Source organism: Pseudomonas botevensis (assembly GCF_019145475.1).
Taxonomy (GTDB): Bacteria; Pseudomonadota; Gammaproteobacteria; order Pseudomonadales; family Pseudomonadaceae; genus Aquipseudomonas; species Aquipseudomonas botevensis.
Genome location: NZ_JAHTKI010000026.1, coordinates 1 through 26,962, shown reverse-complemented (window position 1 = coordinate 26,962; position 26,962 = coordinate 1). Strand labels below are relative to the sequence as shown.

The window sequence follows — 26,962 nt, the reverse complement described above, 5'->3', positions numbered from 1 at the left end:
GCGGCAATTTCGTCGGTGTACGGTCCGCTCGTCATGTTGACTACTTCTGAATGAATCCGGTCTGGATCGTCGCGGTTGCGGGCGCGATCATGCTTGGCGTGATCGGCTACCTGTTATGGCGTCAGCGTGCGCTGCACAAGCAATTGGCGACGTATCAGGCACTGGTCACCCGCCTGACCGACCATCCACCGCCGCGTACCGATGGCGACGCCGAACGTTTCAAGCGCAGCCAGTATTTCGCCCGGATCGGCACCTGGGATTGGGAAGTCGACACCGACCGTCTCTACTGGTCGGACGCGATCTTCGGCATGTTCGGGTTCAAGATCGGCGAAGTGACGCCGTCCTACGCCCTGTTCTGTTCCTGCGTCCACCCGGACGACCGGGAGAAAGTCCGTGCCGGTGAGTTGCGCTGTCTGGAAACCGGCGAAAACCACGACGAGGAATACCGCGTGGTCTGGCCCGATGGCACCATTCGCTGGCTGCGCGAGACGGGTAACGTGGTGAAAAACGATCACGACACCATGATCAAAATGATGGGCGTGGTGCGCGACATCACTGACGAAAAGGCGTCCGCCAGCTACCTCCAGCACCTGGCCCACTTCGACCCGCTGACCGGTCTGCCCAACCGGCTGGTGCTGGAAGAACGGCTCTCGCAAGCCCTGGAACACGCCCGCAACACCGAGACTCGGGTGGCGCTGGTGTTCGTCGACCTCAACGGCTTCAAATCGATCAACGACCGCTACGGCCACGCCGCCGGCGACCGCGTCCTGATCACCACCGCCACCCGCCTCAAACGCATCCTGCGCGCCAGCGACACCGTCGCCCGAATCGGCGGCGACGAATTCGTGGTCGTCCTCCAGGGCCTCTCCCCCACCCTCAACCTGCAAGACGAAGCCCGCAGCATCTGCCAGAAAATCTTCGTCGAACTCTCCCCGACCATCACCATCGGCAGCGACCAGCGCCACATCGGCACCAGCCTCGGCGTCGCCGTCTTCCCCGACCACGCGCCAAGCATGGATCGACTGCTGCACATTGCCGATCTGGCGATGTATGAGGCCAAGCGCAGCGGGAATAATCAGTATCGGTTGGGGGGTGAAAACCCGGTGCGTGTCCATGCACCGGGGTATTGAGCGGGCGGGTCAACGCACCACCGGCTGAATCTCCACAATCGTCCCGTTGGTAATCATCACCATCACGTACTTGTCATCGATCTGTACCCACTGCGCCTGCGGCTCCGGTGCCTTGAGGCCTTTGTGTTTCCAGTCGGTGATGGCTTTTTCGCTGCGCTGGTAGATGTCCGGCGCGCGGTCGTTGACCTTCAGTGCGCGGTTGCCGGTCGGGGATTGCACGCTGGTGCTGCTTGAGGTTTCGGCCGCTTGAACGATGGGGCTGATCCCGGCGATACCCGCGACGAGGGCCAGGCTGGCGATTAGGGTCTTGTTGTTCATCGGTGAACCTCCTGAGATGTGTGATACCTGAACTCCGACTGTGGGGCGCGGGAATCATTCCATGTGGTTTGCTGACTTCTGGCGAGACAGTCTAGAACCTCCTCGCCAGCAGGATGACCCCGACAGGTTCACGGCCAGACCTGCGCATTTACGCTAAGATGCCGCGCAAAACTTGCCGAGTGAATAAGGACATCACCGTGAAAATCTACATCGTCGTCAACCTGGTGCTTCTCGGCCTTCTCGCCCTCTACGCCGTACACCTGTTCAACTCGTTGGTCGCCCGCCGCAACGAAATCAAAAATGCCTTCGCGCAAGTCGAAGTCCAACTCAAACGCCGCTATGACCTGATTCCCAATCTGGTTGCCGTTGCCAAGGGCTATCTGGCCCATGAGCGCGAAACCCTTGAAGCGGTCATCTCTGCGCGCAACGCTGCGGTGGTCGGGCTGGCGGCTGCACAGGCCAAACCCGGCAACGCACAACATATTGCAGAGCTAGGCCAGGCAGACGCCGCGCTCAGCAGTGCCGTCGGCCGATTGAACCTGACTCTGGAAGCCTATCCGGAACTCAAAGCCTCACAGAACATGCAGCAACTCAGTGAGGAACTGAGCAGCACCGAGAACAAAGTGAGCTTCGCACGACAGGCTTTCAACGATGCGGTCATGGCCTACAACACCCTGAAACAGAGTTTCCCGGCGGTGCTGCTGGCCGCCAGTTTCGGCCATCGCGACGACGCCGTTCCGCTGAAGTTCGCCGATACGCTGGCAATCAAATCAGCGCCCACCGTTTCGCTCTGAACCTCCCTGCCCACGGACGGCTCCATGAACTTCTTTGAACAACAACACCAGGCCCGGCGCAAGACCACACAGTTGGTCAACCTGATGATCCTGTCGGTTCTCGCCCTGATCGTCCTCACCAGCCTGCCTTTTGTCTACACGGGTTTTGAGGATTACTTGAACGGTACTGGCAGTTTGCGGGATGCCTTGATGGCGATGGCTGTGATCGCATCACTCATCAGTGGTGTCGTGGTGATAGGCGGCCTGTTGAAATACCGGGAACTGCGTGCCGGCGGGAAAGTGGTTGCCGAAAAACTTGGCGGTCGACTGATCAACGACAACGCGCGCTCGCTGGATGAACAACGACTGATGAACGTCGTCGAGGAAATGGCGATCGCCTCCGGCACCATCACTCCTGCGGTGTACCTGCTGCCGGACGAAACCATCAACGCCTTCGCGGCCGGACTCACGCCCGAAAACGCGGCCATTGGTGTGACGCAAGGCGCCGTCAGATTGCTGACCCGGGAAGAACTGCAAGCGGTGATCGCCCACGAATTCAGCCACATTTTCAACGGGGACATGCGCCTCAATACCCAAATGGTTGCGGTGGTACACGGCCTCTTGGTTTTGGGACTCACCGGTGCCTACATTCTGGCCAGCCAACTCAAGATTGAAAGCGGTAAAAAGCGCGATCTGCGAATGGTCCTGCTGGGGATGTTCATCGGTCTGGTGTTGTGTGCTGCCGGATTCGCCGGGAATTTCTTTGCCAACCTGATCAAGGCCGGCGTTAGCCGCCAACGCGAATTCCTCGCCGACGCCAGCGCCGTACAATTCACCCGCAACCCACAAAGCATTGTCGGCGCCCTGAAAAAGATTGGTGGACAGGGTTCGTCCATCAGAGCAGCCCGCGCCGGTGAATTCAGTCACCTGTATTTCAGCGCTGGCGTGTCGAACCCACTCAGTCGCCTGTTTGCCACTCATCCGAATCTGAGCGAGCGTATCCGCCGAATTGATCCGCAGTGGGACGGCAATTTTGCACCTGCCCAAGCAGGCTCATCTCCACAGGTTTAGTAGTGTTCACCCACCACCCGCCAACCCATAACGCTGGGTGAGCGGGCTTGCTCGCGGAGGCAGGCCAGCCAACCTCCCCACCCGCTGAACCACCGATTTCGCGAGCCAGTCCGGCTCCCACGGGTTTCCGACCGATGCCATGCAATCGGCGATTGATCCGTCCTGCGCATCAATGCATGCCAACAATGCAATTAACAGATCGATCCCCCTGCGCCACTATCCGCCCCAATAAAAACCGTGCGCCGCCTCCCCGTAGCGCACGTCATAAAAGCGGTGGAGTACTTTTCTATGACAGCCTCAATCCCACACGGCGGCTCGCGGGCCGGCGCCATTTTCCGGGTGACCTCGGGTAACTTCCTCGAACAGTTCGACTTCTTCCTGTTCGGCTTCTATGCCACGCAGATCGCGGCGGTGTTCTTTCCGGCGAGCAGTGAGTTCGCGTCCCTGATGATGACCTTTGCCGTGTTCGGCGCAGGCTTTTTGATGCGTCCGCTGGGGGCTATCGTGCTCGGCGCGTACATCGATGACGTCGGCCGCCGCAAAGGTCTGATCGTCACCCTGTCGATCATGGCCAGCGGCACGATCCTGATTGTGCTGGTGCCCGGATATGAGTCCATCGGCCTGTTCGCTCCGGCGCTGGTGCTGATCGGGCGCTTGCTGCAGGGCTTCTCCGCCGGTGCGGAACTGGGCGGCGTGTCGGTGTATCTGGCGGAAATCGCCACACCGGGCAATCGCGGGTTCTTCACCAGTTGGCAGTCGGCCAGCCAGCAAGTGGCAATCGTCGTCGCGGCTGCGCTGGGCTACGCGCTGAACCAGTGGATGGCACCGGATGTGATTGCCGATTGGGGCTGGCGGATTCCATTTTTCGTCGGTTGCATGATCGTGCCGTTCATTTTCCTGCTGCGGCGCAATCTGGCGGAAACCGAAGAGTTCACCGTGCGCAAGCATCGCCCGAGCATGAAGGAAGTGTTCCGCACCCTCGGCCAGAACTGGGTCGTGGTGCTTGGCGGGATGCTGATGGTCGCGCTGACCACCACCGCGTTCTATCTGATTACCGTGTACGCGCCAACCTTCGGCAAAACCGTGCTGCACCTGAGCACCGCCGATGCGTTGCTGGTGACGCTGCTGGTCGGGGTGTCGAACTTCTGCTGGCTGCCCATCGGCGGTGCAATTTCCGATCGCATCGGTCGCCGTCCGCTGCTGATCGCCATGGCGCTGCTGGCACTGGCGACGACTTATCCGGCGCTGTCGTATCTGGTGCAGGCGCCGAGCTTCGCTCACATGCTGCTGGTGCTGCTGTGGCTGTCGTTCATCTACGGCATGTACAACGGCGCGATGATTCCGGCGCTGACCGAAATCATGCCGGTGGAAGTGCGCGTGGCCGGGTTCTCCCTCGCCTACAGCCTGGCGACTGCGGTGTTCGGCGGTTTCACTCCGGCGATGTCGACGTTCCTGATCCAGTACACCGGGGATAAAGCCGCGCCGGGCTACTGGATGAGTGTGGGCGCCCTCTGCGCGTTGTGCGCGACGCTGTACCTGTATCGCCGTAGCGGCGGTCGTCTGCAACCGGCCGTGGCCTGAGGAGCGTCAGCATGAAAAAACTGTTCAGCCTGACCGCGTTTGCCCTCCTCGCGTGCAGCGCTCTGGCGCAAGCCGAAGAACTGCGGGTGATGACCTCCGGCGGCTTCACCGCCGCCTATAAGATCCTCGGCCCGAAATTCGCGGCTACCACCGGCAATACCCTCGACACCACCCTCGGCCCATCGATGGGCAAAGCCCCGGAGGCGATCCCCAATCGCCTCGCACGCGGTGAGCAGGCCGATGTGGTGATCATGGTCGGCTACGCCCTCGACGACTTGATCAAGCAAGGCAAGGTCGACCCGGCCTCGCGGGTGGAGCTGGCGGATTCGCGGATCGGTCTGGTGGTGCGTGAAGGCGCGCCGAAGCCGGATATCAGCAACGTCGACGCCCTGAAGAAAACCCTGCTCGACGCACAATCGGTGGCCTACTCCGACAGCGCCAGCGGCGTGTACATCGAGCAGCAGCTGTTCAAGCGTCTGGGCATCGAAGACCAGTTGAAACCAAAAGCGAAGATGATCCCGAAAATCCCGGTGGGCTCGGTGGTCGCCACGGGCGACTATCAACTGGGCTTCCAGCAGGTCAGCGAATTGCTGCCGGTGCCGGGGGTGAGTTTCGTGGCGAAGATTCCGGAGTCGGTGCAATCGGTGACGCGCTTCGCGGCGGGCATTCCGGTGGGCGCGCAGCATCCGCAGGAGGCCAAGGCCCTGCTCGCCTACCTCGCCGCGCCCGCCGCCCAGGCGGATGTGCAGGCCACCGGACTGGATTCGGTCAAGCGCTGACGATGGGCGGCTGGACCTTCATTTCCACCACCAGCCGCTCCAGTTCCAGTGCCGCCGGGGTCAGGGTACGACCCCGGCGCTTGATGATGCCGACGCTGCGCATCACTTGCGGATCGGTCAGCGGCACCCGCGTCAGGATCGGGTGATCCGCCGCCGGCATCGCCATCAGCGGCACCGCCGCCACCCCCAATCCCGCCTCCACCAGACCGATCATCGTCGTCACATGCAGGGTTTCGCAGATGCTCGGACGCTGCGGCACCACGCGGCTCAATGCCTGATCGAGCAGAAAGCGATTGCCGGACGTCTTGTCCAGCGAGATGTAATCCTGCTGGTAGAACTCGTCCCACGTCACACTGCTGCGCCCGGCCAACGGGTGATCGCGGCGACAGGCGACCACGTAGCTTTCTTGCACCAGCGGCTCGAAATCGACGCCGGCGTCCTGGGTGCCCATGAAACTCAGACCGAAATCCGCCTCGCCATTGACCACCGCGCTGAGCACGTCGTGGGCGCTGGAATCGTGGACTTTGACTTTGATCCGGGGAAACTGCTGGTGATAACGCGCGACCACGCGCGGCATGAAGTAATACGCCGCCGACGGGACGCAGGCGACGGTGACGTGACCGAGCCGGTTCGAGGCCACTTCGCTGATGCCGAGCAACGCCACGTCAAGGTCATCCAGCAAGCGCTCGACCCGAGGAATGAACCCGCGCCCGGCCTGGGTCAGGCTGACTTTGCGGGTGGTGCGCTCAAACAGCTTCACGCCGAGGGCGTCTTCGAGCTTCTCGATGCGCCGGCTCAGGGCCGGTTGCGAGATCAGCACGGTGTCGGCGGCCTTGCGAAAACTGCCCTGCTCGACCACCGCACGAAAGGCTTGCAGGTCGTTGAGGTCGAAGTTGATGGCCATGGGAGACTCGCGGAGATTGATTCGCTGGAGCTATAAATGTAACTAATTGATGCAAATTATTACAGGATCACATCAATACAATCCGCAGCCACCGAACGATGTTCAGATAGGCGCATGCTCTCTGCACCAGCCCTCCCCAGTGGCTTTGCGGTAGATATGAAATCGTTTCAGCCTTTATCCTTGTCGCCCCCGCCGTACCGCGTTACTGGAGTCCCGCCATGCCCCATGAAGGCAATCTGTTGCAAGCCGCCGTCGTCTTTCTCTTCGCTGCGGTGCTCGCCGTGCCCCTCGCCAAACGCCTGCAACTGGGTGCCGTGCTCGGTTATTTGTTTGCCGGGGTGATCATCGGCCCGTCGGTGCTGGGCCTGGTCGGCAATCCGCAGAGCGTCAGCCATATTTCCGAGCTGGGGGTGGTGCTGCTGTTGTTCATCATCGGTCTTGAGTTGTCGCCGCGACGCTTGTGGGTGATGCGCAAATCGGTGTTCGGCGTCGGTCTGGCGCAGGTGTTGCTGACCGGCTCGGTGATCGGCGTGCTGGCGCTGTCGGTGTTCGGCCAGACGCTCAACAGTGCCATCGTGCTTGGCCTCGGGCTGGCGCTGTCGTCTACCGCGTTCGGCCTGCAGAGCCTGGCCGAGCGCAAGGAACTGACCAGCCCCCACGGGCGTCTGGCGTTCGCGATTCTGTTGTTCCAGGACATCGCCGCGATCCCGCTGATCGCCCTGGTGCCGATGCTCGCTGGCGTCGAACACCACACCAGTACCGCCGACGATGTGCGCCACAGTTTGCAGGTCCTCGGCAGCATCGCCGTGGTGGTGATCGGCGGCCGCTATCTGTTGCGTCCGGTGTTCCGCGTGGTGGCGAAAACCGGCCTGCCGGAGGTATCCACCGCTACCGCATTGCTGGTGGTGATCGGTACGGCCTGGTTGATGGATCTGGTAGGGGTGTCGATGGCGCTCGGGGCGTTTCTCGCCGGCCTGCTGCTGGCGGATTCGGAATATCGCCATGAGCTGGAAGCGCAGATCGAACCGTTCAAGGGCCTGCTGCTCGGGCTGTTTTTCATCAGCGTCGGCATGGGCGCCAACCTCAGTCTGCTGCTCAGCACGCCGCTCACGGTGCTGGGCCTGACGCTGCTGTTGATCGGCCTGAAGCTGCCGCTGCTGTTTGTGGTCGGCCGGCTCGCGGGCGGGTTGAACAAGGTCAGCGCCATTCGCCTCGGTATCGTGCTGGCGGCGGGCGGTGAGTTTGCTTTCGTGGTGTTCAAGATCGGTCGCGATCAGGGCCTGTTCGAGCCGCAACTGTATGACCTGCTGGTGCTGACCATCACCCTGTCGATGGCCGTCACCCCGCTGCTGCTGTTGATCTGCGCGCGACTGGTCAGCCCCAAGGTGCAACCGGTGGAAGTGCCGGAGAAATTCCGTCAGATCGACACCGAAACCCCACGGGTGGTGATCGCCGGCATGGGCCGGATGGGGCAGATCGTGGCGCGGATCCTGCGCGCGCAGAACATCAAGTTCGTGGCGCTGGACACGTCGGTGGAAACCATCGAGCTGTCGCGCAGTTTCGGCGGCGTACCGGTGTTCTACGGCGACCCGATGCGCCCGGAAATCCTCAGTGCGGCCAAGGTCGAGGAAGCGGAATATTTCGTGATCGCCACTGACGATCCGGAGACCAACATCAAGACCGCCGAAGTCGTGCGCAAGCTTTACCCGCACATGAAAATCATCGCCCGCGCACGTAACCGTCAGCACGTTCACCGACTGGTGGATGTCGGCGCCGAGGCGGTGCGTGAGACGTACTACTCCAGTCTGGAAATGAGCCGCCGCACACTGGTCGGCCTCGGTCTGACCCAGGCCCAGGCCGATGCGCGGATCAAGCGCTTCAAGCACCACGACGAACAGGTGCTCGAAGCCCAGCACGCGATCTACGACGACGCGGCCAAAGTCCTGCAGACCGCCCAGGAAGCCCGGGCGGAACTGGCGCGGTTGTTCGAATCGGATCAACTGGAAGAGGAATCGCGCAAGGCTTGAGCCTTGTTAGGGCTGATCGTTCCCACGCGTGGGAACGATCGGTCATCAGGCCATTTCCAGTGCCCGCTCCTCCCTAGCCGATGCGCTTTCAAAGCGATCCGCCAGAAACGGCGTGATGTCCAGCGGCAGCGGTTCATCGTTGACCAGTTTGTCGAGCAACACCCCGGTAATCGCCGACGTCAGCACCCCGGTGCGGAAGTGCCCGCAGGCGTTCAAGTAGCCGTCCACCCCGCGTACCGGCCCGAGAATCGGCAGTTCATCCGGCGACCCCGGGCGCAACCCTGCCCAGGTGCGCTTGAGGTTGATGTCCGCCAGTTCCGGCAGGCAACGCACCGCGCCCTGCACCAGACCGGCGATTTCCGGCCAGGTGGTGGTGACGTCGAAGCCTTTGTCTTCGGTGGTGCTGCCGATCAGGATTTCGCCATTGTCCTTCTGCGCCATGTAGCAATCGCTGGTGGTCAGGCAGCCGTTGAGGATTTTCGGCAGGCGTTCGGTGAGCAGGATCTGGCCCTTCACCGGTTTCACCGGAATCCGCACGCCGGTGGCCCACTCGCTCAGGTCCGCCGCCCAGGCACCGGCGGCGTTGATCAGGGTCTTGCAGTGAAACACCCCCGCTTCAGCCGTCTGCACCCCGGTCACCCGCGTACCGTGATGCAACACCCCGGTGACGTTGGTGTTGACGAACATCTCCACGCCGTTCTGCCGGGCACCCTCGGTGTAGGCGTCGGCGAGACGGAACGGGCTGACCTGGTGATCGCAGAGAAACTCCAGCGCACCACGCGCCTCACGGCTGACGCTCGGCTCCGCTTCACGCAGCGCCGTCTGATCGAGCCAGCGCACCTGATCGGCCAAGTGCGGAATGCAGCCGACAATGTGCTCGGCATACATCTGGTCTTCTTCGTCGTAGATCACGAATTTGAGCCCGGTCTTCTCGAACTTGAAATCCATCCCGTGGTTGTCCAGCAGTTCACGGTGCAACGCCGGGTACAGCGCGTTGGACTGCAAGGCGAAGTCGAAGAACGATGGCGGCAGGATGTGCGGCGTACTCGCGTCCACCGCCACCGCTGCGCCTTGGGTCGCGCGTTTGCGGTTGGCCGACATCATGCGGAAGAAAATCACCCCGCAACCCAGGCCCACCGACTCACCGATGGCCCACAAACCACCGGCGGAAGCGCGGGTCGCATTGCCCGGACGCTTGGCGTCGATCAGCGCGACTTTGAGATCCCTGCGCTTGGACAGTTGATAGGCAATGGACGCGCCGATCACGCCGCCTCCGGCGATGACCACGTCATAAAACTTACTCATGGGAAACGGCCTCCGTGCCGAGGGACTGGAACGCGGAAAAAGGGATCGGATCAACCGGGAAGCGCGGCCGCAGCCAGCCGACATCCTGTCGACCGGTGGCCTGGCGCAGGCGATCGCTGCAATAGCCGACGCACATCCGTCCCTGACAGTCGCCCATGCTTACGCGGGTGCGCATTTTCAGGCTGGCGATGTCTTGCACACCCTGATCCAGCGCCCGGTCGATGTCGGCGCGGGTTGCGTGCTCACAACGGCAGATCACCGTGTCGGCCGCCGGCAATGCGGTTTGCCCGACGCCGCGTCCGGTGTAGCGATCCACCGCTGCACGAAAGCGCACGATGGATTTGAGTTTGCCCAGGTAACGGTCGCGGCGAACCCGCGCCAGCTCCTCTTCCAGCACGCCGCGTTGCAGCAGGATCGAGGTCGCGGCGATCTTGCCCGCGAGCATCGCCGCTTCACCGCCGCGAATCCCGCCCATGTCGCCGGCCAGATGCACGTGCGGCTCACTGCTCTGCTGCCAGATATTGGCGTGGGCGCGCAGATAGCCGTCGTCGCTGAAGCCGTGATCCAGGCCCATTTGCTGGCTCAATTGGGTACGCGGAATGAAGCCGTAGCCGACCGCCAGGGTCTTGGCCTCAATGCGTTCGAGCCGGGACAGATCCGCCTCCCACGTCGCCGAATACGGCGCCACGCTGACGCTGCTCAACTCGCCGTCACCCCGAGCCTCGACCACGCCCCAGCCGTAGTTCATCGGGATGCCGTGCAGTTTCAGGTAGGTGAGCATGCTCAAGCCGTCGAGGAACAATTGCGGCTTGTTCAACAGCGCCAGGCTCTCACGGGCGATCTTGCCGAAAGCGCAGGCCTCGTAGACGCCCGCGACGCTGACGCCGGAGGCGTGCAACTGACACGCCACCAGCGGCAGCAGCGGCCCGGTGCCGGCGATCACCACCGGCCCTTGCGGCTTGACCACACCGCTCTTGATTTGCAGCTGCAAGCCACCGAGCAACATCACCCCCGGCAGGGTCCAGCCAGGAAACGGCACGCTGCGCTCATGGCAACCGGCGGCCAGCAGCAACTGCGGGTACTCGATTTCATGCAGGCGTTCATCGCCGTCCAGCACCACCAGCGAGCGCGTGCCTTCGGCACCGACCACCCGATGATTGAGGCGCACGTCGATCAACCCGGATTGCGCCTGGAAATCACCGTGCAGTTTGCCCAGCGCTTCGGAATAGCGCGGTCCCAGGTAATCCAGCTGCACGCCGTCGCGCAACGGCCCGCGATAGACCACGCCACCCAGGCGCGAGGCTTCTTCGAGCAAGGTACAGCGCACACCATGGCGGGCCAGTTCGATGGCAGCCGCCATTCCCGCCGGGCCGCCGCCGACGATCACCGGATACAGGCTCATGGCGCCTCCTGCTCGTTGATGCGGTTGACCCGGGTTTCGATGTGCATGCCCTCGCGCACCACGGTCTGGCAGGCGCGGCGCTTGTGCCGGCCATTGATCTTCACCAGGCAGCACTGGCACACGCCCATGCCGCAATAGGCACCGCTGATCTGGTTGTGATCGTTGCGTGCGACCTGACGCACACCGAGGGACTGAATGACGCTGAGGACGGTTTCGCCGATGGCGGCGGTGACCGGTTGACCGTTGATGTGTACGGTCATATCCGCCTGTGTCAGAGGCTGGATATCAAAGGTTCTTTCTAGGCAGTGCATTGCGATGTTCATCCGTGAAGGTTCGGTTGAGGTGGTGTCAGCTCCTTGCTGCACTACATCTTGTCGACGTTTTTATTGCTGTGGTTTGGGTGTCGACGCGGGTACTCCCGTCAGCGCAACAAGGTGCGCGTGAAGCACTGTAGTTCATACCTCAGCAAAGGCCTGGATCATTCACGTTAGGCGATCGCGCCGAGGGAAATATTGATCCAGGCCAGTGAAAGCAGTCGGATTGTTCAACGATCAGTTGGAGAAAACGAACTGCCCCTTGATCTTTTTCGGTCCGATGAAACCCAGATCAGGGAATAGCAGGTTTTTCAGCCAGGCAACGAAGAACACCATCGCCAGCGTAATCACCACCCCGATCACCGTCCCCGTCGGGTCCTCGGCGTAACCCTTGAACATCCGTGGCACCTGGCTGATCGACAGAATCACGTAAGCGGTATAAGCCTGCGCCATGTTCCGGTGGAAGCCCCAGACAAACAGCAAGGGCACGCCCCCAGCAAACAGGCCCAGCCCGATGGCGAAACCCGGGCTGATGGTCAATCCCAGAAAATAGCCGGCCACCAGACCGATAAGCGCCTGGACGTAAGTCAGCCCGAGCAGGATTTTTATCTTGCCGGCATGCCGGTCCAGCAACTGCGGATCCGGGCGCGAGCCGATCAGATAAGCCAGGGCCTTGTCCTTGAGCGCGCCACCGGACAGCGCCTGGAAAGTCTCGGTCTTCGAGCGACCGGCGCCGAGCATTTCGCCAACCTGGCGTCTGATTTCCTTCTTGTCCAACGTACTCATCCTTAAAAACAGGTAGAAAGCGGCCAATCCACTTCCGGCAGTGATTCTCCCTTCTGCCTTCCCGGAAAGCAAAAAGCCGCTTGCACCCGAAAGTGAAAGCGGCCGAGGCCCGTGCCTCAAGGGATCAGTGTACGAACAGGGCGATCAGAATGATGATCGGGATTGGCACGCCGAGGAAAAACAGCAGTAGTGAACGCATGGTCATGCTCCTTGATTAACGGACGGGGGTCGTCGTGGTGTAGGTTTCGACTTCGACATACTCGACGGCATCCCGGCGGCGACCGCCGAAGGTAGCGGCGAGGCTGGCAAAGAAGGCACCGGCCAACAGCGCTACGAACATCCACAGCGTTGTCACGGCAGCGACTTTGGCGGCGGTATCGGCCGCTTGCTGGGCCTTAACTTTGGCGTCGGCGATGGCTTTCTGGGTACGGGCATAGATTTCATCGACACGACGTTCGGCATCGGCCTGCGACAGGTTGGTCCGTTGCGCCACCAGTTGAGCGAGGTAGGTACGGTCCTCGGCGCTGAGCTGACCGTTGGCCAGGCTCTGGGCGAAGATCCTGGTCACGGTGCCACGGGCCGCGTCATCGCTGACGGCAGCCGGACGGTCATCACGGAACAGGCTGTCGACGAAGTAACCGTACTGATCGCTGTCGGTGTTGGCCGCCGCCGTACCGGCCGCCTGGGTCATGGCACTGGCGGCACCACCGGCAACACTGGCTCCGGCCTGCACCCCGCCACTGACGATGCTGCTGACCGAGCCGACCACCAGGGTCGCGGTCACCAGCGTCGCCACGCACCAGGCCAGGAAACCATGGGCGGTGTCGCGGAAATACACCTCGTCACCATGCATGTTGGCCCACTTCACCCGCAGCCGGCCGGCGATGTAGCCACCCGCGCCGGAAGCGATGATCTGCGTGGCAGCCAGCCAGACAATCGTCGAAATGCCCAGGCCCTTGGCACTGACGCCCTCCCCGGCCCATGGAGAAACCGCTGAGAAGCCCAGGCCGAAACCGAGCAGCACCAGAATCATCGACAACGCCGCAGCCGCTGCGGCACCGGCGAAGATCGCGCCCCAGGACACCCCTGAGACGTCGCTCGACTCACCTTCAAAGGCAGGATAAAACCCATCAGAGGATCTATTCATTGTTGTTCTGCTCCCGGCAGGAAAAATGGTGTTACAACTCGTCGAGAGATGAATTGCAGTGACCGTGCCAGACGCAAAACTTTAATAAATTCTTATTTTTCAATCAGTTAAATAAACTGAACTTCCTGTAACCATGCAAATTGCAACAAGCCGTCAATAACAGCGGGTTTTATGCATTGGCACAAAAAGTTCGGCTGACATCGCCCGCAGCAGCTACAACATGAAAGTTAATTTAAAGCGACAGCGCAAAATCTTGGCAAAATGCTGCCATTCCGTTTGAACCGATCAGCAGGGCCGCCCTATGACTCGTATCTTGACCATCGAAGACGACGCCGTGACCGCGCGGGAAATCGTTGCCGAACTGAGCAGCCACGGCCTCGACGTGGACTGGGTCGACAATGGCCGCGAAGGCCTGGACCGCGCCGTCAGCGGCAACTATGACTTGATCACCCTTGACCGCATGCTGCCGGAGCTGGACGGTCTGGCCATTGTCACCACCCTGCGCACCATGGGCGTGGCGACGCCGATTCTGATGATCAGTGCGCTGTCCGATGTCGATGAGCGAGTGCGCGGCCTGCGCGCCGGTGGTGACGATTACCTGACCAAGCCGTTCGCCACCGACGAGATGGCTGCTCGGGTCGAGGTGTTGCTGCGGCGGCAGAACAGCGGCGGCACGCAACCGACCACCCTGCAAGTCGCGGATCTGCAACTGGACTTGATCACTCACGAAGCGCGGCGCGCCGAGCAGGTGCTGACGCTGTTGCCGACCGAGTACAAATTGCTGGAGTTTCTGATGCGTAACAGCGGCCAGATCCTCTCGCGGATGATGATTTTCGAAGAAGTCTGGGGTTATCACTTCGACCCCGGCACCAACCTGATCGACGTCCACATCGGTCGCCTGCGCAAGAAGATCGACCCGCCGGGCAACGTCCCGCTGATCCGCACCGTTCGAGGCTCGGGTTATGTCATTGCCGAACCCGTCTGACGGCTGGCGTTCCTCCAGCAGCCGGCTGCTGGCGCTGTACAGTTCGTTGTTCGTGGCCTGGAGCGCGATCCTCATGGGGGTCATGTATTTCGAGGTGTCCGCCTATCTCGACAACCTCGCCAAGCACTCCTTGATGCAACGCCAGCACCTGTTCTCGCACTTTCAGGGCGATCAGTTGGAAGAGGCCCTGGCCGCGAGCATGACGTTCGACATTCGCGGCATCGACGCCTACGGCCTGTTCGATGCGCACGGCAATTACCTCGGCGGTGCGTTGCAGCAGATCCCCGAAGGCCTGGCGCTGGACGGCAAGATTCACACCCTGGCCGATTGCGCCGACTCCGATGACCCGACCCTGCCCGCTGACAGCTGCGATGCCATCGCCACCCACACCCGCGACGGGCGCTGGCTGGTGTTGCTGCGTGACAACGGTTCGCTGTTCGCCGTGACCCGAATCATCCTGCATGCGTTGTTCTGGGGCGTTTCGCTGACGATCCTGCCGGGAATCGCCGGTTGGCATCTGTTGCGTCGCCGACCGCTGCGGCGGATCCGCGCGATCCAGGCCAGCGCCCAGGCAATCGTGGCCGGCGATCTCACCCATCGCCTGCCGCTGTCCAATCGCCGGGATGAGCTGGACATGCTCGCCGCCATCGTCAACGCCATGCTCGAACGCATCGAGCGCCTGATGAACGAGGTCAAAGGCGTGTGCGACAACATCGCCCACGACTTGCGCACCCCGTTGACCCGTCTGCGCGCGCAGCTGTATCGCATGCAGCAGCAGGCTGGCGAAGGTTCCCAGGAAGCGACCCAACTGGATCTGGTGCTGGCCGAGGCGGATACGCTGATGGCGCGGTTTCGCGGGTTGTTGCGGATTTCCGAGCTGGAAGATCGGCAGCGGCGCTCAGGCTTTGTCGAACTGGACCCGGTGTTGTTGCTCGAAGAACTGCACGAGTTCTACCTGCCACTGGCCGAAGAAGACGAACTGCGGTTCGAGCTGAACATGCCGGAAACCCTGCCGCGCCTGAACGGCGACCGGGCGTTGCTGTTCGAGGCCCTGGCGAACCTGTTGAGCAACTCGATCAAGTTCACCCCGGCCGGGGGCACGGTGATTTTGCGGGGGGTCAATGATGGCGGGCATACCCGGATCGAAGTACATGACTCAGGTCCCGGTATTCCCGCCTCGGAGCGCGAAGCGGTGTTCCAGCGCTTCTACCGCGCCGAGGGTGGACAGCTGAAAAACGGCTTTGGTCTGGGATTGTCGATCGTCGCCGCGATTGTCAGCCTGCATGACTTCAGCCTCGATGTCGGCAGCAGCGAGCTGGGCGGCGCGAAACTGGTGCTCGATTGTCGGCAGAGCCTGATCTCGCAATCCTGAAGCTCACCCTCCCTTGCGGGAGGGTGATCACCGATCAATCAGGCCGGGTAATTGGCCCGCAACGCCTCAAGGCCGCCCTGATAGATGCCGCTGAACAGCGCCACCACTTCCTCGTCGCTCACGCCCTTGGCATTGAAGCGGCCCGACCAGGTCACCCGTGCGCCTTGCCCCAGGGCTTCGACTTTCAGGGTCGACAGATAGTCAGTGGCCGGGAACGGCGCTTGCAGGATCGAGTAGCTGTAGGTTTTCGCCGCGTCATCGAACGCTTGCAGGCGCTCGATCACCACCCCGCCGTCGGCGGTTTGCAGCGAACGCACGCGCCCGCCTTCGCTCAGTTCGCTTCGGGGAATGAACGGCAGCCAGTCCGGCAGCGAGTTGAAGCCGCCGATCAATTGCCAGACCTGCTCGGCCGAAGCCGGGATATCGATAAATGCTGATGCAGTTGCCATGAATAAACGTCTCTGGGTAGAAATTCAGGTTCAGATTGCCAGGCTGTCGACCACGCCACCGTCAACGCGCAGCGCGGCGCCGGTCGTGGCCGAAGACAGTGGTGAAGCGATGTAGGTGACCAGATGCGCGACTTCCTCGACATCCGCCACACGCTGGATAATCGACGTCGGACGGGCCTTGCGCACAAAGGCGTCGGCCTCGTCACGCAGCTCACGGCCGGACTCGGCGGCGGCCCCCTGGAGCATCTTTTGCAGACCGTCGGTGAAGGTCGGCCCCGGCAGGACCGAATTGACCGTCACCCCTGTACCGGCCAGGCGTTTGGCCAGACCATGGGACACCGCCAGGTTGGCGCTTTTGGTCACGCCGTAGTTGATCATGTCGGCCGGTGTCGCCACGCCGGATTCCGAAGACAGGAAAATCACCCGGCCCCAGCCCTGCTCGACCATGGCCGGCGTGTAATGCCGCGCCAGACGGACGCCGGAAATCACGTTGATCTCATAGAAGCGCGTCCACTCACTGTCTGGCGTTTCGAAGAAGTCCACGTCGTTGAAGATCCCGAGGTTGTTCACCAGGATGTCGGCCTTCGGCTCCGCCGCGAACAGTGTCTGCGCGCCTTCGGCGGTGCCCAGGTCGGCCGTCAGACCACGCAGTTGCGCACCCGGCACCTTCTGGCGAATGCTCGCCAGTGCCTCGTCGACCTTGGCGGTGGTTCGGCCGATCACCACCACCGTGGCGCCGGACTCGGCCAGCGACCGGCTGATGCCCAGGCCGATGCCGTCGGTACTACCGCTGACGATTGCGAGTTTTCCAGTCAAATCGATTTTCATGCTTTCACCTCGTCGATTGGCAATGGTGCCCGTTCCGACACCAGGTTCGCTTCACGCATGGCCTGCCAGAAACCGGCCGGGATCACCGCCGACAGGGCCGCCACATCTTCAGCAATCCGCCCCGGTTTGCTGGCGCCGGGGATCACCGCCGCGACCGCCGGATTGGCCAGGGAGAATTGCAACGCCGCTGCCTTTACATCCACGCCATGGGCCGCCGCGAGCGCTTTGATCCGCTCGACTTTCGCAATGATCTGCGGGCTGGCTTTCTGGTATTCGAAGTGCGCGCCGCCGGCCAGGATCCCCGAGCTATAAGGGCCGCCGACAACGATTTCAACGTTTTGCGCCCGTGCCGAATCCATCAGACGCTGCAAGGCGCGGTCGTGATCCAGCAGAGTGTAGCGGCCGGCCAGCAGAAAGCCGTCGGGTTGCGCTTCGCTGAGGTCGAGGGTCAGTTCGCACGGCTCGACCTTGTTCACGCCCAGGCCCCAGCCCTTGATCACGCCCTCTTCGCGCAGACGGGTCAGGACCTTGAATGCGCCGGTGCGCGCCTGGTTGAAATACTCCAGCCATTGATCGCCATAGAAGTCTTGGGCGATGTCGTGGACCCAAACGATGTCGAGACGGTCAGTCTTCAGACGTTTGAGACTGTCTTCGATCGAACGCAGGGTGGCATCGGCGCTGTAATCGTTGACGATCTTGTTCGGCCGGCCGTGTTCGAACACGCCGCTTTTCTCGCCCAGATCCCGGGCAGCGGCGTCTTCGACTTCATCGAGAATCACCCGGCCAACCTTGGTGCTGAGCACATAGTCATCACGCTGGTAGCGGGACAACGCCTCGCCCAGGCGGATTTCCGAGAGGCCCGAGCCATAGAACGGCGCGGTATCGAAGTAACGCACACCGGCCTCCCACGCCGCGTGTACGGTGGCTTGTGCTTCGTCTTCCGGGATTGCGCGGAACATGTTGCCCAATGGCGCGGTGCCGAAGCCCAGTTGGCCGGGCAGTTTGTCTTTCAAGCTCATGATTCTTTCCTCGTAGTGTCTTGGCCGTGATCGACCGTTGGGCAGATCCTAGATTGCGACCTCAAGACCGTCCAAGACATAATGCGCAGCACTTGAGTCCCTGAAGGTCTGACATGCTGGATATTCGCCAATTGCGTTATTTCGTGGTGGTCGCCGAGGAAGAGCACGTCGGTCGTGCCGCCGAGCGCCTGCACATTTCTCAGTCGCCGCTGAGCCGGCAGATCGCCCAGCTCGAAGAGCGCCTCGGCCTGACCCTGTTCGAACGCAGCCAGCAACGCATCCGCCTGACCCGCGACGGTCAGACGTTCCTTGCCGAAACCCGCGCCCTGCTGACCCACGCCAATCGCCTGGAATCCCTCGGCAAGCGCCTGGGCCGTGGCGAGGAAGGCGGCTTGTGCATCGGCTACATCGAAAACGCCATGCACGCCGGGGTGCTGCCCAATGCGTTGCGCGTGTTGCGGGTGGATCGGCCCAACGTCCACGTTGCGTTGTACAACCTGAGTTCCGCCGAGCAACTCGAAGGCCTGCGTCAGCGTAGTCTGGATATCGCGCTGGTCAGTGAGCCGCCGACGACTGACGACCCCGACCTGCTGGGTTTCCAGGTCCTCGACGACCCGATGCTGCTGGCGTTGCCGGAACAGCATCCGCTGGCACAGCGGGCCGCGCTGACCCCGGAGGATCTGGCCGGTCAGGAGTGGATCGGTGTGCAACCGCGCCAGGGCGCCGACGATGAGTTTGTAAGCGCGTGCATCCGTGCCGGGTTCACCCCGGATGTGCGCATGCAGGCTACCGAGCCGTTTACCGCCCTCGGACTGGTCGCTTCAGGGCTGGGCATCGCGATGATCCAGAAGGGTCTGAGCCATAACGCGCCGCCGGGCGTGGTGCTGCGCGAGGTGCCCTGGCTGGCGTTCACCACGCCGCTGTGGGCAGCGTGGCACCGGATCAATTTGCGCCCGTTGGTGGAGACGTTTCGCAAGGTGCTGACGGACTCCAACCCTCAGCCTCTTCCAGAGAGTGAGGATTGGGGGATATTGGATGAAGGTCAGGCCAGGATCACCGCCCCTTCGCCAGCTCCATGATCATCCGCGACAACAGATAGATTCGCGGCGCCACACTGTCGACTTCGGCGTACTCCTCGGGGGTATGGATATTGCCGCCGACGATCCCGAAACCGTCCAGCGTCGGCGTCCCGACACCGGCCGACAGGCTGGCATCCGCCGCCCCGCCGCTGCCTTCCTCGGTCAGTTTGCGACCGATTTCACCGTAAATCCCCTGCGCCATCGCCATCAGACGATCGGACTCCGCCGTCTGCGGCATCGGCGGCAAGCCGCGTTGCAGGCTGGTGATGACGGTGGTGTCGGCAATCAACTTGTCCTGCGACACCCGCGCCAGGTCTTTCTCGATCCGGTCGAACTCCTCCGGCACCGCCGCGCGCACGTCAGCCTTGGCCGTGGCCTGATCGGGAATCACGTTGGTACGATCGCCAGCCTTGAGCACGGTGAAATTGATCGTGGTTTTCTTCGCCTCGTCGCCCAGCTTGCCCAGTTGCAGAATCTGGTGCGCCGCCTCCATTGCCGCGTTGCGCCCCAATTCCGGCGCGACCCCGGCGTGAGCCGCTTTGCCCTTGACCTCGACCAGCGCCGTGGCACTGCCCTTGCGCCACACCACCAGGCCATCGGCCGGACGGCCCGGCTCGAGATTGAGGGTGACGTCGTGCAGCTTCGCGGTTTTCTTGATCAGGTCGGTGGCGACGTCCGAACCGGTTTCTTCGCTGGCGTCGAGCAGAAAGGTGATTTGCGCGTAATCCTTGAAGTCGAGGTTCTTCAGGACTTTCAGCGCATAGATACCGGCAACGATGCCGCCCTTGTCATCCATCACCCCAGGCCCGTACGCCCGGCCATCCTTGATGTGAAACGGCCGCTCGGCAGCGGAACCCTCCTTGAACACCGTGTCCATGTGCGCCATCAGCAGGATTTTCGCCTTGCCGGTGCCCTTGAAGGTGGCGAGAACGTGGTTGGTTTTTTCCGGGGTATTGGGCACCCGTTCGATGGTCGCGCCGAGCTTTTTCAACTCGTCGATGGCAATCTCGCTGACCTGCTTCAGACCCGGTTCATAACCGGAGCCGGAGTCGATATTGACCAGGCGTTCCAGCAGTTTCAGGGCTTCGGGCTGATACTGCTCGGCATCGGCCAGCACTTGTTTGTGGGGTTCGGAAAAAGCGCTGGAGGCTGCAAAGGACAGTGTCAGGCCGAGGCCGGCGGCCAGCAGGGAACGCGGGATATTGAGCGTCATGAATCGATCCTTGTTTCGTGTCGGGAGGCTCTGAACCGTACCGTACATCGCGCCGAGGCTCTACACCGGATGCGACATTCCCCGGATTGATACCGCACTCCCGCAAGGGGATTTTCGCTGGGTTTCAGACCGAGCCGAGCACTTCGCGCCGGGGTTTGCCGGCACTGCAGCAAATCACCCGGTTGCGCCCGGTTGACTTGGCTTCGTACAGCGCCAGGTCAGCATCGTTGAGCCACAGCGTGGCATCGCCGTGGGACGCGTCGAGCACCGCCAGGCCGATGCTCAGGCTGACTTTCAGTGCCGGGCTCTGTTCGTAGCCCAGCGCGGAAAAACGCTCGCGCAATGCTTCCATGTTCTGGGCGGCGTTGAACAGCGGCAGTTCTGGAAGGATCACGCAGAACTCATCGCCACCATAACGTCCGGCCACATCACTGGCCCGCAGGTTCTGCTTGAGCATCTTGCTCAACTGGCGCAGGACGATGTCACCGGCCACATGGCCGTAGGTGTCATTGATGGCTTTGAAATGGTCGATGTCGATCAGCGCGATTGCCGCGCCTTTCTGCTCGCGCTTGCAACGCTGAAACTCGATGTCCAGTTGATCCTTCCAGGCGCCGTGATTGAGCAGACCGGTAAGGCTGTCGGTGCGGCTCAGCGCCAGCAGCTCACGTTTATGCCGGCCCAAGGTGTAGGCCTGACGGAAACAGATCCAGCCCAGCGCCAGCGGATACAGCATCAACAACGGCAGGCAGGCGTAGAGTTGCGACGGCGTGGTCGTCGGGATGAATGCCGGCGCAAACACCACCAACCCCACCCCGACGCCCAGCAACTGCGCCGCCGCGCCGACCAGCAGAAAACGCAGGCCGCCAATGGCGACATTGTTCATCGCCATCATCGAAACGGTCGTGGCACTGGGCAGCGGATTGAAATGCATGGCGGCGACCCAGAAGCCGCCGAGAAAGGCGTCGATCAGCAGATTGCGGTGTTCGGCGTGGTACGGAACCCTCGCCCGGCGCGCCCATTGAAAGGCCAGATGCGGCCAGAGCAGGCCGTTGAACAGCATCAGCACCCAGACCCACACGGGCGGGTCGAGCGGGTACATGGCAGCGCCCACGCACAAGAGCCCGAGGACCAGCCCGAGCGTTCGCGATGTATACAGCCTCCTGGCCAGTGAAAGTCCCTTTCCTCCTGTTTTTCCCATAGGAGCCTCTACCACTCGGCGCGACGGCGCGTACTGCAAAACCGACTGCTGGGAGTCTAACAGGGCAACGTTAAACCGCCATCACCGGCCAGCGGGCCGAATACCCCGCCATCACCAGCCCACACCGGACAAATGTTTGGCTATACATGAATGTAGGAAAACGGAAAAACGACTATAAGAAGGAGGCCCATGCACACCTATCGAGTGTTGATCATCGGCAGCGGTTTTGGCGGCCAGTGCGCGGCGGTCAACCTGCTCAAGGCCGGCATCGACGATTTTCGCTTGCTCGAGCGGCGGGACTTCTTCGGCGGCACCTGGTGCCAGAACACCTACCCCGGCGCGGCAGTAGACGTGCCTTCGCCATTGTATTCGCTGTCTTTCGCGCCCTATCGCTGGACGCAGATGTTCGCCGGCCAGGCAGAACTGCACCGCTACACCGAATACGTGGCCGAGCGTTTCGGCTTGCGTGAGCGGGTCGAGTTACAGGCCAATGTCGAGCGCATCGAGTGGGACGATACACAAAAGCGTTGGGCCGTACACGCGGGCGCCAAAGGCACTTTCTATGCGCAATTCGTGATCAACGCCAGCGGGCCGCTGAGCCAACCGGTGATCCCACACTTCCCTGGACAAGAACGCTTTCGGGGCAAGACTTTTCACACAAACAATTGGGATCACAGCTACGACTACCGAGGTAAACGTGTGGCAATCATCGGCAGCGGCGCCAGCGCGGCACAGGTGATTCCAGCGATTGCCCCGGATGTCGAACACCTGCACGTCTTCCAGCGCACGCCACACTGGGTCTTGCCCCGGGCCGACCGCACGTTCGGCGTATTCCAGCGCTGGCTGCTCGGTCTGAAACCGGCCTACAAACTGTTGCGCTGGCTGCTCTACTGGCAGTTCGAGACTCGGGTCATCGCCTTCAAATACTCAAGACCAGCGGTTCATCTGGTGCAGCGCCAGGCCCTGCGCTTCCTCAAACGTCAGGTGCCTGACCCGCAAATGCAGCGAAAACTGACACCGGACTTCACCATCGGCTGCAAGCGCGTACTGGTTTCCAGCACGTACTACCCGGCGCTGACCCGGCCCAACGTGACCCTGCACAGCCGCGAGCAAGGCATCGCCGCCCTCGATGAAACCGGCATTCTCACAGCGGACGGTCAGCACGTCGATGTTGACCTGATCGTCTGGTCGACCGGTTACGACGCCACCGACGGGGTGATTTCCTACCCGGTCAGCGGCAAGAACGGCGTGCAGCTGCGCGACGTCTGGGCACAATTTCCGCGCGCCTACCTCGGCACCAGCCTGCCGGACTTTCCCAACCTGTTTATCGTCACCGGGCCGAACACCGGGATTGGCCACACCTCGGCGCTGTTCATCATCGAATCGCAGATGAACTACATCCTCGACTGCATCCGCACCTTGCAGGCCAAAGGCCTGCGCAGCATTGAAGTTCGCCCCGAAGCAGAACGTACCTACACTCAGATGATTCACCGGGAGATGGAGCGTACGGTCTGGAAAACCGGTGGCTGTCACAGCTGGTATCAGAGCAAAAGCGGTCATGTGATCGCGATATTTCCGGGCTTCAGTTTCAGCTTTTACCGGTTGACCCGGGCGCTGAAACCGGCTGACCACATTCTGTCTTGAGCACGTAAAAGGAAGACGTCGATGCTTTTACTGTTTGTCGCCCTCGCAGTTTTCGTGGCCTGGAGCTGGTTGAGTTATCCGGCGGTCGGCCATTGGCTCTATGACCTCAGCATGGCGCTCGAGGCCAAGTTGTATCGTCTGCACAAAATTGAAGTGCCGATCGCCGAAATGTCCGTTTCGACCTGGCAAGGCGGGCCATACGAAGCGTCGAGCAGCATCCTGATGCTCCACGGCTACAGCGCCGAGAAGAACCTGTGGCTGCGCTTCGCCCGGCACTTTGTCGGGCATTACCGGGTGATCATTCCGGATCTGGCCGGCCACGGTGAAACCGGCTTCAAGGCCGGAGGCGGCTACGACATTGCGGTACAAGCCAAACGAATGATCCAGTTGCTGGACGTCTGCGGCGTCGAAAAAGTGCACGTGATCGGCAACTCGATGGGCGGCTACATCGCCGCGTGGCTGGCGGCGAACTACCCCGACCGGATCGCCTCGGTGGCCCTGATCGACCCCGCCGGCGTCACCGCGCCGGAGCCCAGCGACATGGAACGCCACCTGGCACGCGGGCATAACCCGTTCCTGATCAATTCCCGGGAGGAATTCCGGCGTTTCTACGCGATGACCATGGCCACCCCGCCGTGGGTGCCCGGCCTGGTGCTGGACGCCATGGCCCAGCGTTACGAGCAGCAGCGCGACGAACTGGAGGAGATCTTCCGTGATTTCCGCGCCAGCCCGCCGATGGAGCCACAACTACCGAACATCAAATGCCCGGCGCTGCTGCTTTGGGGTCGCAAGGATCGCCTGATCGACGTCAGCAGCGTACCGGTGTGGAGCAAGGGCATCGTCAATTTGCGGGTCGACGTCTGGGACGGTGTCGGGCACATGCCGATGGTCGAGCAACCCTCCAACACCGCGCGGTTGTATCGGGACTTTTTGAGCACTGGCGCACGATGAAATAAGCACGGGATCAGTCGTTGGCAGAATGAAGTTCGTAGGATTCTTCGTTTGCCCGCGCAGGAGAAGGCTGCGATCTTTCCTCCATCCTCTACGTGACCGTGCCAGGAATTTTTTTCATGACCGTGCAGCCGTTCATCAGCCCCGACCTGATCCGCCAACGCTTCTCCAAAGCGATGTCCGACATGTACCGCGAAGAAGTGCCGCTGTACGGCGCACTGATGGAACTGGTCGAACAGACCAACCGCAATGTGCTGGAGCGCGATCCGAACGTCGCCCGGCAACTGAACAGCACCGGCGAAATAGAACGCCTGGACATGGAGCGTCATGGCGCGATCCGGGTTGGCACCGCCGCCGAACTCGCCACCCTCGCCCGCCTGTTTGCGGTGATGGGCATGCAACCGGTGGGCTATTACGACCTGACTCCGGCGGGCGTTCCGGTGCACTCCACGGCATTCCGTGCGGTGCATGAAGATGCCCTGCAAGTCAGCCCGTTCCGGGTGTTCACCTCGCTGTTGCGCCTGGAACTGATCGAGGCTCCCGAGCTGCGAGCCTTCGCAGAGTCGGTGCTGGAAAAGCGCTCGATCTTCACGCCGCAAGCACTGCGCCTGATCGAACAGGCCGAAAGCGCCGGTGGCCTGACCGAGTCCGAAGCCCGGGAATTTGTCCTGCAAGCCCTGGAGACTTTTCGCTGGCATCACAGCGCCACCGTTACCGCCGCGCAGTACCAGAGCCTCAGCGCCCAGCATCGCCTGATCGCCGATGTGGTGGCCTTCAAAGGCCCGCACATCAACCACCTGACGCCCCGCACCCTGGACATCGACACCGTACAGACACAGATGCCCCTGCATGGCATCACCCCCAAGGCCGTCATCGAAGGCCCCCCACGCCGGCAGTGCCCGATCCTGCTGCGCCAGACCAGTTTCAAGGCGCTGGACGAACCGATCGCCTTCACCGACCAGGCGCAAACCCGTGGCAGCCACAGCGCCCGTTTCGGTGAAATCGAACAACGCGGCGCGGCGCTTACGCCCAAGGGCCGTGCGCTGTACGACCGCTTGCTGAATGCCGCTCGCGATGAACTCGGTGAGTTTCCCAACGAAGGCAATGCCCTGCGCTATGACGCGCTGATGACTCAGCACTTTGGCGAATTTCCTGACAGCCTTGAGGGCATGCGGAAACAGGAGCTGGCGTATTTTCGCTATTTTGTGACGGAAAAAGGCCAGACGGCGGGTCGCCAGGGTGATGCGTCTGTGGAGGATCTGGTGAGTAACGGCTATGTGAAAGCTGAACCACTGGTGTACGAAGATTTCCTGCCGGTCAGTGCGGCAGGGATTTTTCAGTCGAACCTCGGGGATGCAGCGCAGGCGCACTATGGCGAGCATTCCAATCGCCAGGCCTTCGAACAGGCGCTGGGGCGTTCGACGATCGATGAGTTGGGGTTGTATGCCGAGACGCAGCGGCGGTCGATCGAGGAGTGTCTGGCGCTGCTGAGTCGTTGAAGTAAGAAAGATCGCAGCGTTTAGCAGTTCCTGCATTGAAGTTCGGTCCCTGCAGGAGCTGCCGAAGGCTGCGATCTTTGGCTTTCTAAAACGTCAACGTAACCGCGACAGCAATGCCAACGCAGTCTCTTCGGATGACGCCGGATTCTGCCCGGTCAACAGCAACCCGTCTTCCACCGTATAACTGACCCAGTCCTCAGCTTTGGAATAAATCCCGCCCTTGGCCTTGAGTTCATCTTCCACCAGAAACGGCACGACATCGGTCAATTGCACCGCGTCTTCCTCACTGTTGGTGAAGCCGGTGACGCGCTTGCCCTTGACCAGCGGCTGACCATCGCCCCCCTTGACATGACGCAGCACGCCGGGCGCGTGGCAGACCGCCGCCACCGGTTTGCCGCTGTTGTAAAACGCCTCGATCAAGGCAATCGAGTTTCGATCCTCGGCCAGGTCCCACAACGGGCCATGACCGCCGGGGTAGAACACCGCGTCGAAATCCGCTGCCTTGATCGTCTCGAGCCTGACTGTCGAGGCCAGGGCCGACTGGGCGGCGGAGTCCTTGCGAAAACGCTCGGTGGCGTCGGTTTGCGCATCGGGTGCATCGCTCTTCGGATCGAGCGGTGGCTGGCCGCCCTGGGGCGACGCCAACGTCAGTTGAGCGCCCGCATCCTTGAACACGTAATACGGTGCGGCGAACTCCTCCAGCCAGAAGCCGGTTTTTTTGCCGGTGTCGCCCAGTTGATCGTGGGAAGTCAGAACCATCAGAATTTTCATATCGTTCGTACTCGGTTTGAGGAATGTTCAAACGCTCAACGGCGCGTGAGTGATTGACCCTTTTGCCCACGGGTTCGTTTCACCCGGTCGAATGCTGGCATCAGGCCGTGATGCGCAAGAAGTTGCGCAACAATTTCCCGAACAAGCCGGTCAGAATCGCTGGAAGCCTTGTGGCTCAAGGCTTCCAGCCAAGTGCGCAAGAAGTTGCGCAGTACTGCGCAACTTCTTGCGCACTTTCTTCCTGAGTCACTACCAGAAACGGCGGAAAACGCCTGTCAGAGCGCGTTATAGCCCCGGATTCCGGCACCTGCACAAAACCTGGCACGCTCCTTGATAACCGTCAGGCACCCACCGGGCGATATCGCCTCCGGGCCATTAACTTTTATTCCGCAAGGAGAGCACCCCATGGCAACACCA

At 61.8% G+C, this 26,962-nt stretch carries 25 protein-coding genes; 12 read left to right on the top strand and 13 right to left on the bottom strand.

Features of this window, described 5'->3' with window-relative positions; genetic code table 11:
* The first annotated feature begins 50 nt into the window (after positions 1-50).
* The gene (locus KVQ74_RS25175; protein WP_217834068.1) at positions 51-1,130 is read left to right on the top strand and encodes a sensor domain-containing diguanylate cyclase; all 1,080 of its coding nucleotides are present in this window, start codon (positions 51-53) and stop codon (positions 1,128-1,130) included.
* A gap of 9 nt (positions 1,131-1,139) precedes the next feature.
* Here the strand turns inward: KVQ74_RS25175 and KVQ74_RS25170 are convergent, their stop codons facing one another.
* Entirely contained in the window at positions 1,140-1,448 is a 309-nt protein-coding gene (locus tag KVQ74_RS25170; protein WP_217834067.1) for an RcnB family protein, read from the bottom strand.
* 197 nt (positions 1,449-1,645) lie between these two features.
* On the opposite strand from KVQ74_RS25170, the gene KVQ74_RS25165 reads away from it, so the two are divergent.
* The 4 genes from KVQ74_RS25165 to KVQ74_RS25150 all read left to right on the top strand — a co-directional run bounded on the left by KVQ74_RS25165 (position 1,646) and on the right by KVQ74_RS25150 (position 5,652).
* Positions 1,646-2,242 carry a LemA family protein gene (locus KVQ74_RS25165; protein ID WP_217834066.1) on the top strand — a complete coding sequence of 199 codons (597 nt, stop codon included), beginning with the start codon at positions 1,646-1,648 and terminating at the stop codon, positions 2,240-2,242.
* Positions 2,243-2,314: 72 nt separating this feature from the next.
* Positions 2,315-3,292: a M48 family metallopeptidase gene (locus KVQ74_RS25160; RefSeq protein WP_225930177.1), complete on the top strand. Its 978-nt coding sequence runs from the start codon at positions 2,315-2,317 to the stop codon at positions 3,290-3,292.
* A 288-nt stretch (positions 3,293-3,580) separates the two neighbouring features.
* Positions 3,581-4,873, top strand: coding sequence for an MFS transporter (tcuC, locus tag KVQ74_RS25155; protein WP_217834064.1), 1,293 nt, complete (start codon positions 3,581-3,583; stop codon positions 4,871-4,873).
* Positions 4,874-4,884: 11 nt separating this feature from the next.
* Entirely contained in the window at positions 4,885-5,652 is a 768-nt protein-coding gene (locus KVQ74_RS25150; RefSeq protein WP_217834063.1) for a substrate-binding domain-containing protein, read from the top strand.
* Here KVQ74_RS25150 and KVQ74_RS25145 read toward each other — a convergent pair.
* Complete coding sequence (locus KVQ74_RS25145; RefSeq protein ID WP_217834062.1) at positions 5,642-6,556, bottom strand: LysR family transcriptional regulator; 915 nt, start codon at positions 6,554-6,556, stop codon at positions 5,642-5,644. The genes KVQ74_RS25150 and KVQ74_RS25145 overlap by 11 nt on opposite strands.
* A 218-nt stretch (positions 6,557-6,774) precedes the next feature.
* Between KVQ74_RS25145 and KVQ74_RS25140 the strand changes: the two genes are divergently transcribed.
* Positions 6,775-8,583 carry a monovalent cation:proton antiporter-2 (CPA2) family protein gene (locus tag KVQ74_RS25140; RefSeq protein ID WP_217834061.1) on the top strand — a complete coding sequence of 603 codons (1,809 nt, stop codon included), beginning with the start codon at positions 6,775-6,777 and terminating at the stop codon, positions 8,581-8,583.
* Positions 8,584-8,628: 45 nt separating this feature from the next.
* On the opposite strand, the gene hcnC is transcribed toward KVQ74_RS25140, so the two are convergent.
* The 5 genes from hcnC to KVQ74_RS25115 all read right to left on the bottom strand — a co-directional run bounded on the left by hcnC (position 8,629) and on the right by KVQ74_RS25115 (position 13,537).
* Positions 8,629-9,888, bottom strand: a complete 1,260-nt coding sequence (hcnC, locus tag KVQ74_RS25135) for a cyanide-forming glycine dehydrogenase subunit HcnC (protein ID WP_217834060.1) — start codon at positions 9,886-9,888, stop codon at positions 8,629-8,631.
* Positions 9,881-11,290, bottom strand: a complete 1,410-nt coding sequence (hcnB, locus tag KVQ74_RS25130; RefSeq protein WP_217834059.1) for a cyanide-forming glycine dehydrogenase subunit HcnB — start codon at positions 11,288-11,290, stop codon at positions 9,881-9,883. The genes hcnC and hcnB overlap by 8 nt, the downstream gene beginning before the upstream one ends.
* Positions 11,287-11,601, bottom strand: coding sequence for a cyanide-forming glycine dehydrogenase subunit HcnA (gene hcnA / locus KVQ74_RS25125; protein WP_217834058.1), 315 nt, complete (start codon positions 11,599-11,601; stop codon positions 11,287-11,289). Before hcnA ends, hcnB begins: the two co-directional genes overlap by 4 nt.
* A gap of 240 nt (positions 11,602-11,841) precedes the next feature.
* Positions 11,842-12,381: a hypothetical protein gene (locus tag KVQ74_RS25120; protein WP_217834057.1), complete on the bottom strand. Its 540-nt coding sequence runs from the start codon at positions 12,379-12,381 to the stop codon at positions 11,842-11,844.
* A gap of 223 nt (positions 12,382-12,604) precedes the next feature.
* On the bottom strand, positions 12,605-13,537 hold the full coding sequence (locus tag KVQ74_RS25115) for a hypothetical protein (RefSeq protein ID WP_217834056.1): 933 nt from the start codon (positions 13,535-13,537) through the stop codon (positions 12,605-12,607).
* 301 nt (positions 13,538-13,838) lie between these two features.
* On the opposite strand from KVQ74_RS25115, the gene KVQ74_RS25110 reads away from it, so the two are divergent.
* Both KVQ74_RS25110 and KVQ74_RS25105 read left to right on the top strand, forming a co-directional pair.
* Positions 13,839-14,522 carry a response regulator transcription factor gene (locus KVQ74_RS25110; protein WP_217834055.1) on the top strand — a complete coding sequence of 228 codons (684 nt, stop codon included), beginning with the start codon at positions 13,839-13,841 and terminating at the stop codon, positions 14,520-14,522.
* Positions 14,500-15,894: a sensor histidine kinase gene (locus KVQ74_RS25105; protein ID WP_217834054.1), complete on the top strand. Its 1,395-nt coding sequence runs from the start codon at positions 14,500-14,502 to the stop codon at positions 15,892-15,894. Before KVQ74_RS25110 ends, KVQ74_RS25105 begins: the two co-directional genes overlap by 23 nt.
* A gap of 38 nt (positions 15,895-15,932) precedes the next feature.
* Here the strand turns inward: KVQ74_RS25105 and KVQ74_RS25100 are convergent, their stop codons facing one another.
* The 3 genes from KVQ74_RS25100 to KVQ74_RS25090 are packed head-to-tail and all read right to left on the bottom strand — an operon-like array spanning position 15,933 to position 18,190.
* Positions 15,933-16,343, bottom strand: a complete 411-nt coding sequence (locus KVQ74_RS25100; RefSeq protein ID WP_217834053.1) for an SRPBCC family protein — start codon at positions 16,341-16,343, stop codon at positions 15,933-15,935.
* Between the two features lie 30 nt (positions 16,344-16,373).
* Positions 16,374-17,171 (bottom strand): SDR family NAD(P)-dependent oxidoreductase, encoded by a 798-nt coding sequence (locus KVQ74_RS25095; protein WP_217834052.1) that lies wholly within the window; start codon positions 17,169-17,171, stop codon positions 16,374-16,376.
* Positions 17,168-18,190 (bottom strand): aldo/keto reductase, encoded by a 1,023-nt coding sequence (locus tag KVQ74_RS25090; RefSeq protein ID WP_217834051.1) that lies wholly within the window; start codon positions 18,188-18,190, stop codon positions 17,168-17,170. The genes KVQ74_RS25095 and KVQ74_RS25090 overlap by 4 nt, the downstream gene beginning before the upstream one ends.
* 113 nt (positions 18,191-18,303) lie before the next feature.
* Here KVQ74_RS25090 and KVQ74_RS25085 point away from each other — a divergent pair, with 113 nt between their 5' ends.
* Positions 18,304-19,269 (top strand): LysR substrate-binding domain-containing protein, encoded by a 966-nt coding sequence (locus tag KVQ74_RS25085; protein ID WP_225930176.1) that lies wholly within the window; start codon positions 18,304-18,306, stop codon positions 19,267-19,269.
* Here KVQ74_RS25085 and KVQ74_RS25080 read toward each other — a convergent pair.
* Both KVQ74_RS25080 and KVQ74_RS25075 read right to left on the bottom strand, forming a co-directional pair.
* Positions 19,244-20,482: a M20/M25/M40 family metallo-hydrolase gene (locus KVQ74_RS25080; protein ID WP_217834050.1), complete on the bottom strand. Its 1,239-nt coding sequence runs from the start codon at positions 20,480-20,482 to the stop codon at positions 19,244-19,246. The genes KVQ74_RS25085 and KVQ74_RS25080 overlap by 26 nt on opposite strands.
* A 124-nt stretch (positions 20,483-20,606) precedes the next feature.
* Positions 20,607-21,680 carry a diguanylate cyclase gene (locus KVQ74_RS25075; protein WP_217834049.1) on the bottom strand — a complete coding sequence of 358 codons (1,074 nt, stop codon included), beginning with the start codon at positions 21,678-21,680 and terminating at the stop codon, positions 20,607-20,609.
* 189 nt (positions 21,681-21,869) lie between these two features.
* Between KVQ74_RS25075 and KVQ74_RS25070 the strand changes: the two genes are divergently transcribed.
* The 3 genes from KVQ74_RS25070 to hglS all read left to right on the top strand — a co-directional run bounded on the left by KVQ74_RS25070 (position 21,870) and on the right by hglS (position 25,774).
* The gene (locus KVQ74_RS25070; protein ID WP_217834048.1) at positions 21,870-23,324 is read left to right on the top strand and encodes a flavin-containing monooxygenase; all 1,455 of its coding nucleotides are present in this window, start codon (positions 21,870-21,872) and stop codon (positions 23,322-23,324) included.
* 21 nt (positions 23,325-23,345) lie between these two features.
* Positions 23,346-24,275 (top strand): alpha/beta fold hydrolase, encoded by a 930-nt coding sequence (locus tag KVQ74_RS25065; protein WP_217834047.1) that lies wholly within the window; start codon positions 23,346-23,348, stop codon positions 24,273-24,275.
* A gap of 119 nt (positions 24,276-24,394) precedes the next feature.
* Positions 24,395-25,774 (top strand): 2-oxoadipate dioxygenase/decarboxylase HglS, encoded by a 1,380-nt coding sequence (gene hglS / locus KVQ74_RS25060; RefSeq protein ID WP_217834046.1) that lies wholly within the window; start codon positions 24,395-24,397, stop codon positions 25,772-25,774.
* 93 nt (positions 25,775-25,867) lie between these two features.
* Here hglS and KVQ74_RS25055 read toward each other — a convergent pair whose 3' ends face one another.
* Entirely contained in the window at positions 25,868-26,545 is a 678-nt protein-coding gene (locus KVQ74_RS25055; RefSeq protein WP_217834045.1) for a type 1 glutamine amidotransferase domain-containing protein, read from the bottom strand.
* Between the last annotated feature and the right edge of the window lie 417 nt (positions 26,546-26,962).

Bases quoted from the DNA above. Each gene is read 5' to 3' on its own strand.
- KVQ74_RS25175 (WP_217834068.1), top strand. From the start codon at position 51: ATGAATCCGGTCTGGATCGTCGCGGTTGCGGGCGCGATCATGCTTGGC.
- KVQ74_RS25170 (WP_217834067.1), bottom strand. From the start codon at position 1,448: ATGAACAACAAGACCCTAATCGCCAGCCTGGCCCTCGTCGCGGGTATC.
- tcuC (WP_217834064.1), top strand. From the start codon at position 3,581: ATGACAGCCTCAATCCCACACGGCGGCTCGCGGGCCGGCGCCATTTTC.
- KVQ74_RS25150 (WP_217834063.1), top strand. From the start codon at position 4,885: ATGAAAAAACTGTTCAGCCTGACCGCGTTTGCCCTCCTCGCGTGCAGC.
- KVQ74_RS25145 (WP_217834062.1), bottom strand. From the start codon at position 6,556: ATGGCCATCAACTTCGACCTCAACGACCTGCAAGCCTTTCGTGCGGTG.
- KVQ74_RS25140 (WP_217834061.1), top strand. From the start codon at position 6,775: ATGCCCCATGAAGGCAATCTGTTGCAAGCCGCCGTCGTCTTTCTCTTC.
- hcnC (WP_217834060.1), bottom strand. From the start codon at position 9,888: ATGAGTAAGTTTTATGACGTGGTCATCGCCGGAGGCGGCGTGATCGGC.
- hcnB (WP_217834059.1), bottom strand. From the start codon at position 11,290: ATGAGCCTGTATCCGGTGATCGTCGGCGGCGGCCCGGCGGGAATGGCG.
- hcnA (WP_217834058.1), bottom strand. From the start codon at position 11,601: ATGCACTGCCTAGAAAGAACCTTTGATATCCAGCCTCTGACACAGGCG.
- KVQ74_RS25115 (WP_217834056.1), bottom strand. From the start codon at position 13,537: ATGAATAGATCCTCTGATGGGTTTTATCCTGCCTTTGAAGGTGAGTCG.
- KVQ74_RS25110 (WP_217834055.1), top strand. From the start codon at position 13,839: ATGACTCGTATCTTGACCATCGAAGACGACGCCGTGACCGCGCGGGAA.
- KVQ74_RS25105 (WP_217834054.1), top strand. From the start codon at position 14,500: ATGTCATTGCCGAACCCGTCTGACGGCTGGCGTTCCTCCAGCAGCCGG.
- KVQ74_RS25100 (WP_217834053.1), bottom strand. From the start codon at position 16,343: ATGGCAACTGCATCAGCATTTATCGATATCCCGGCTTCGGCCGAGCAG.
- KVQ74_RS25095 (WP_217834052.1), bottom strand. From the start codon at position 17,171: ATGAAAATCGATTTGACTGGAAAACTCGCAATCGTCAGCGGTAGTACC.
- KVQ74_RS25090 (WP_217834051.1), bottom strand. From the start codon at position 18,190: ATGAGCTTGAAAGACAAACTGCCCGGCCAACTGGGCTTCGGCACCGCG.
- KVQ74_RS25085 (WP_225930176.1), top strand. From the start codon at position 18,304: ATGCTGGATATTCGCCAATTGCGTTATTTCGTGGTGGTCGCCGAGGAA.
- KVQ74_RS25080 (WP_217834050.1), bottom strand. From the start codon at position 20,482: ATGACGCTCAATATCCCGCGTTCCCTGCTGGCCGCCGGCCTCGGCCTG.
- KVQ74_RS25075 (WP_217834049.1), bottom strand. From the start codon at position 21,680: ATGGGAAAAACAGGAGGAAAGGGACTTTCACTGGCCAGGAGGCTGTAT.
- KVQ74_RS25070 (WP_217834048.1), top strand. From the start codon at position 21,870: ATGCACACCTATCGAGTGTTGATCATCGGCAGCGGTTTTGGCGGCCAG.
- KVQ74_RS25065 (WP_217834047.1), top strand. From the start codon at position 23,346: ATGCTTTTACTGTTTGTCGCCCTCGCAGTTTTCGTGGCCTGGAGCTGG.
- hglS (WP_217834046.1), top strand. From the start codon at position 24,395: ATGACCGTGCAGCCGTTCATCAGCCCCGACCTGATCCGCCAACGCTTC.
- KVQ74_RS25055 (WP_217834045.1), bottom strand. From the start codon at position 26,545: ATGAAAATTCTGATGGTTCTGACTTCCCACGATCAACTGGGCGACACC.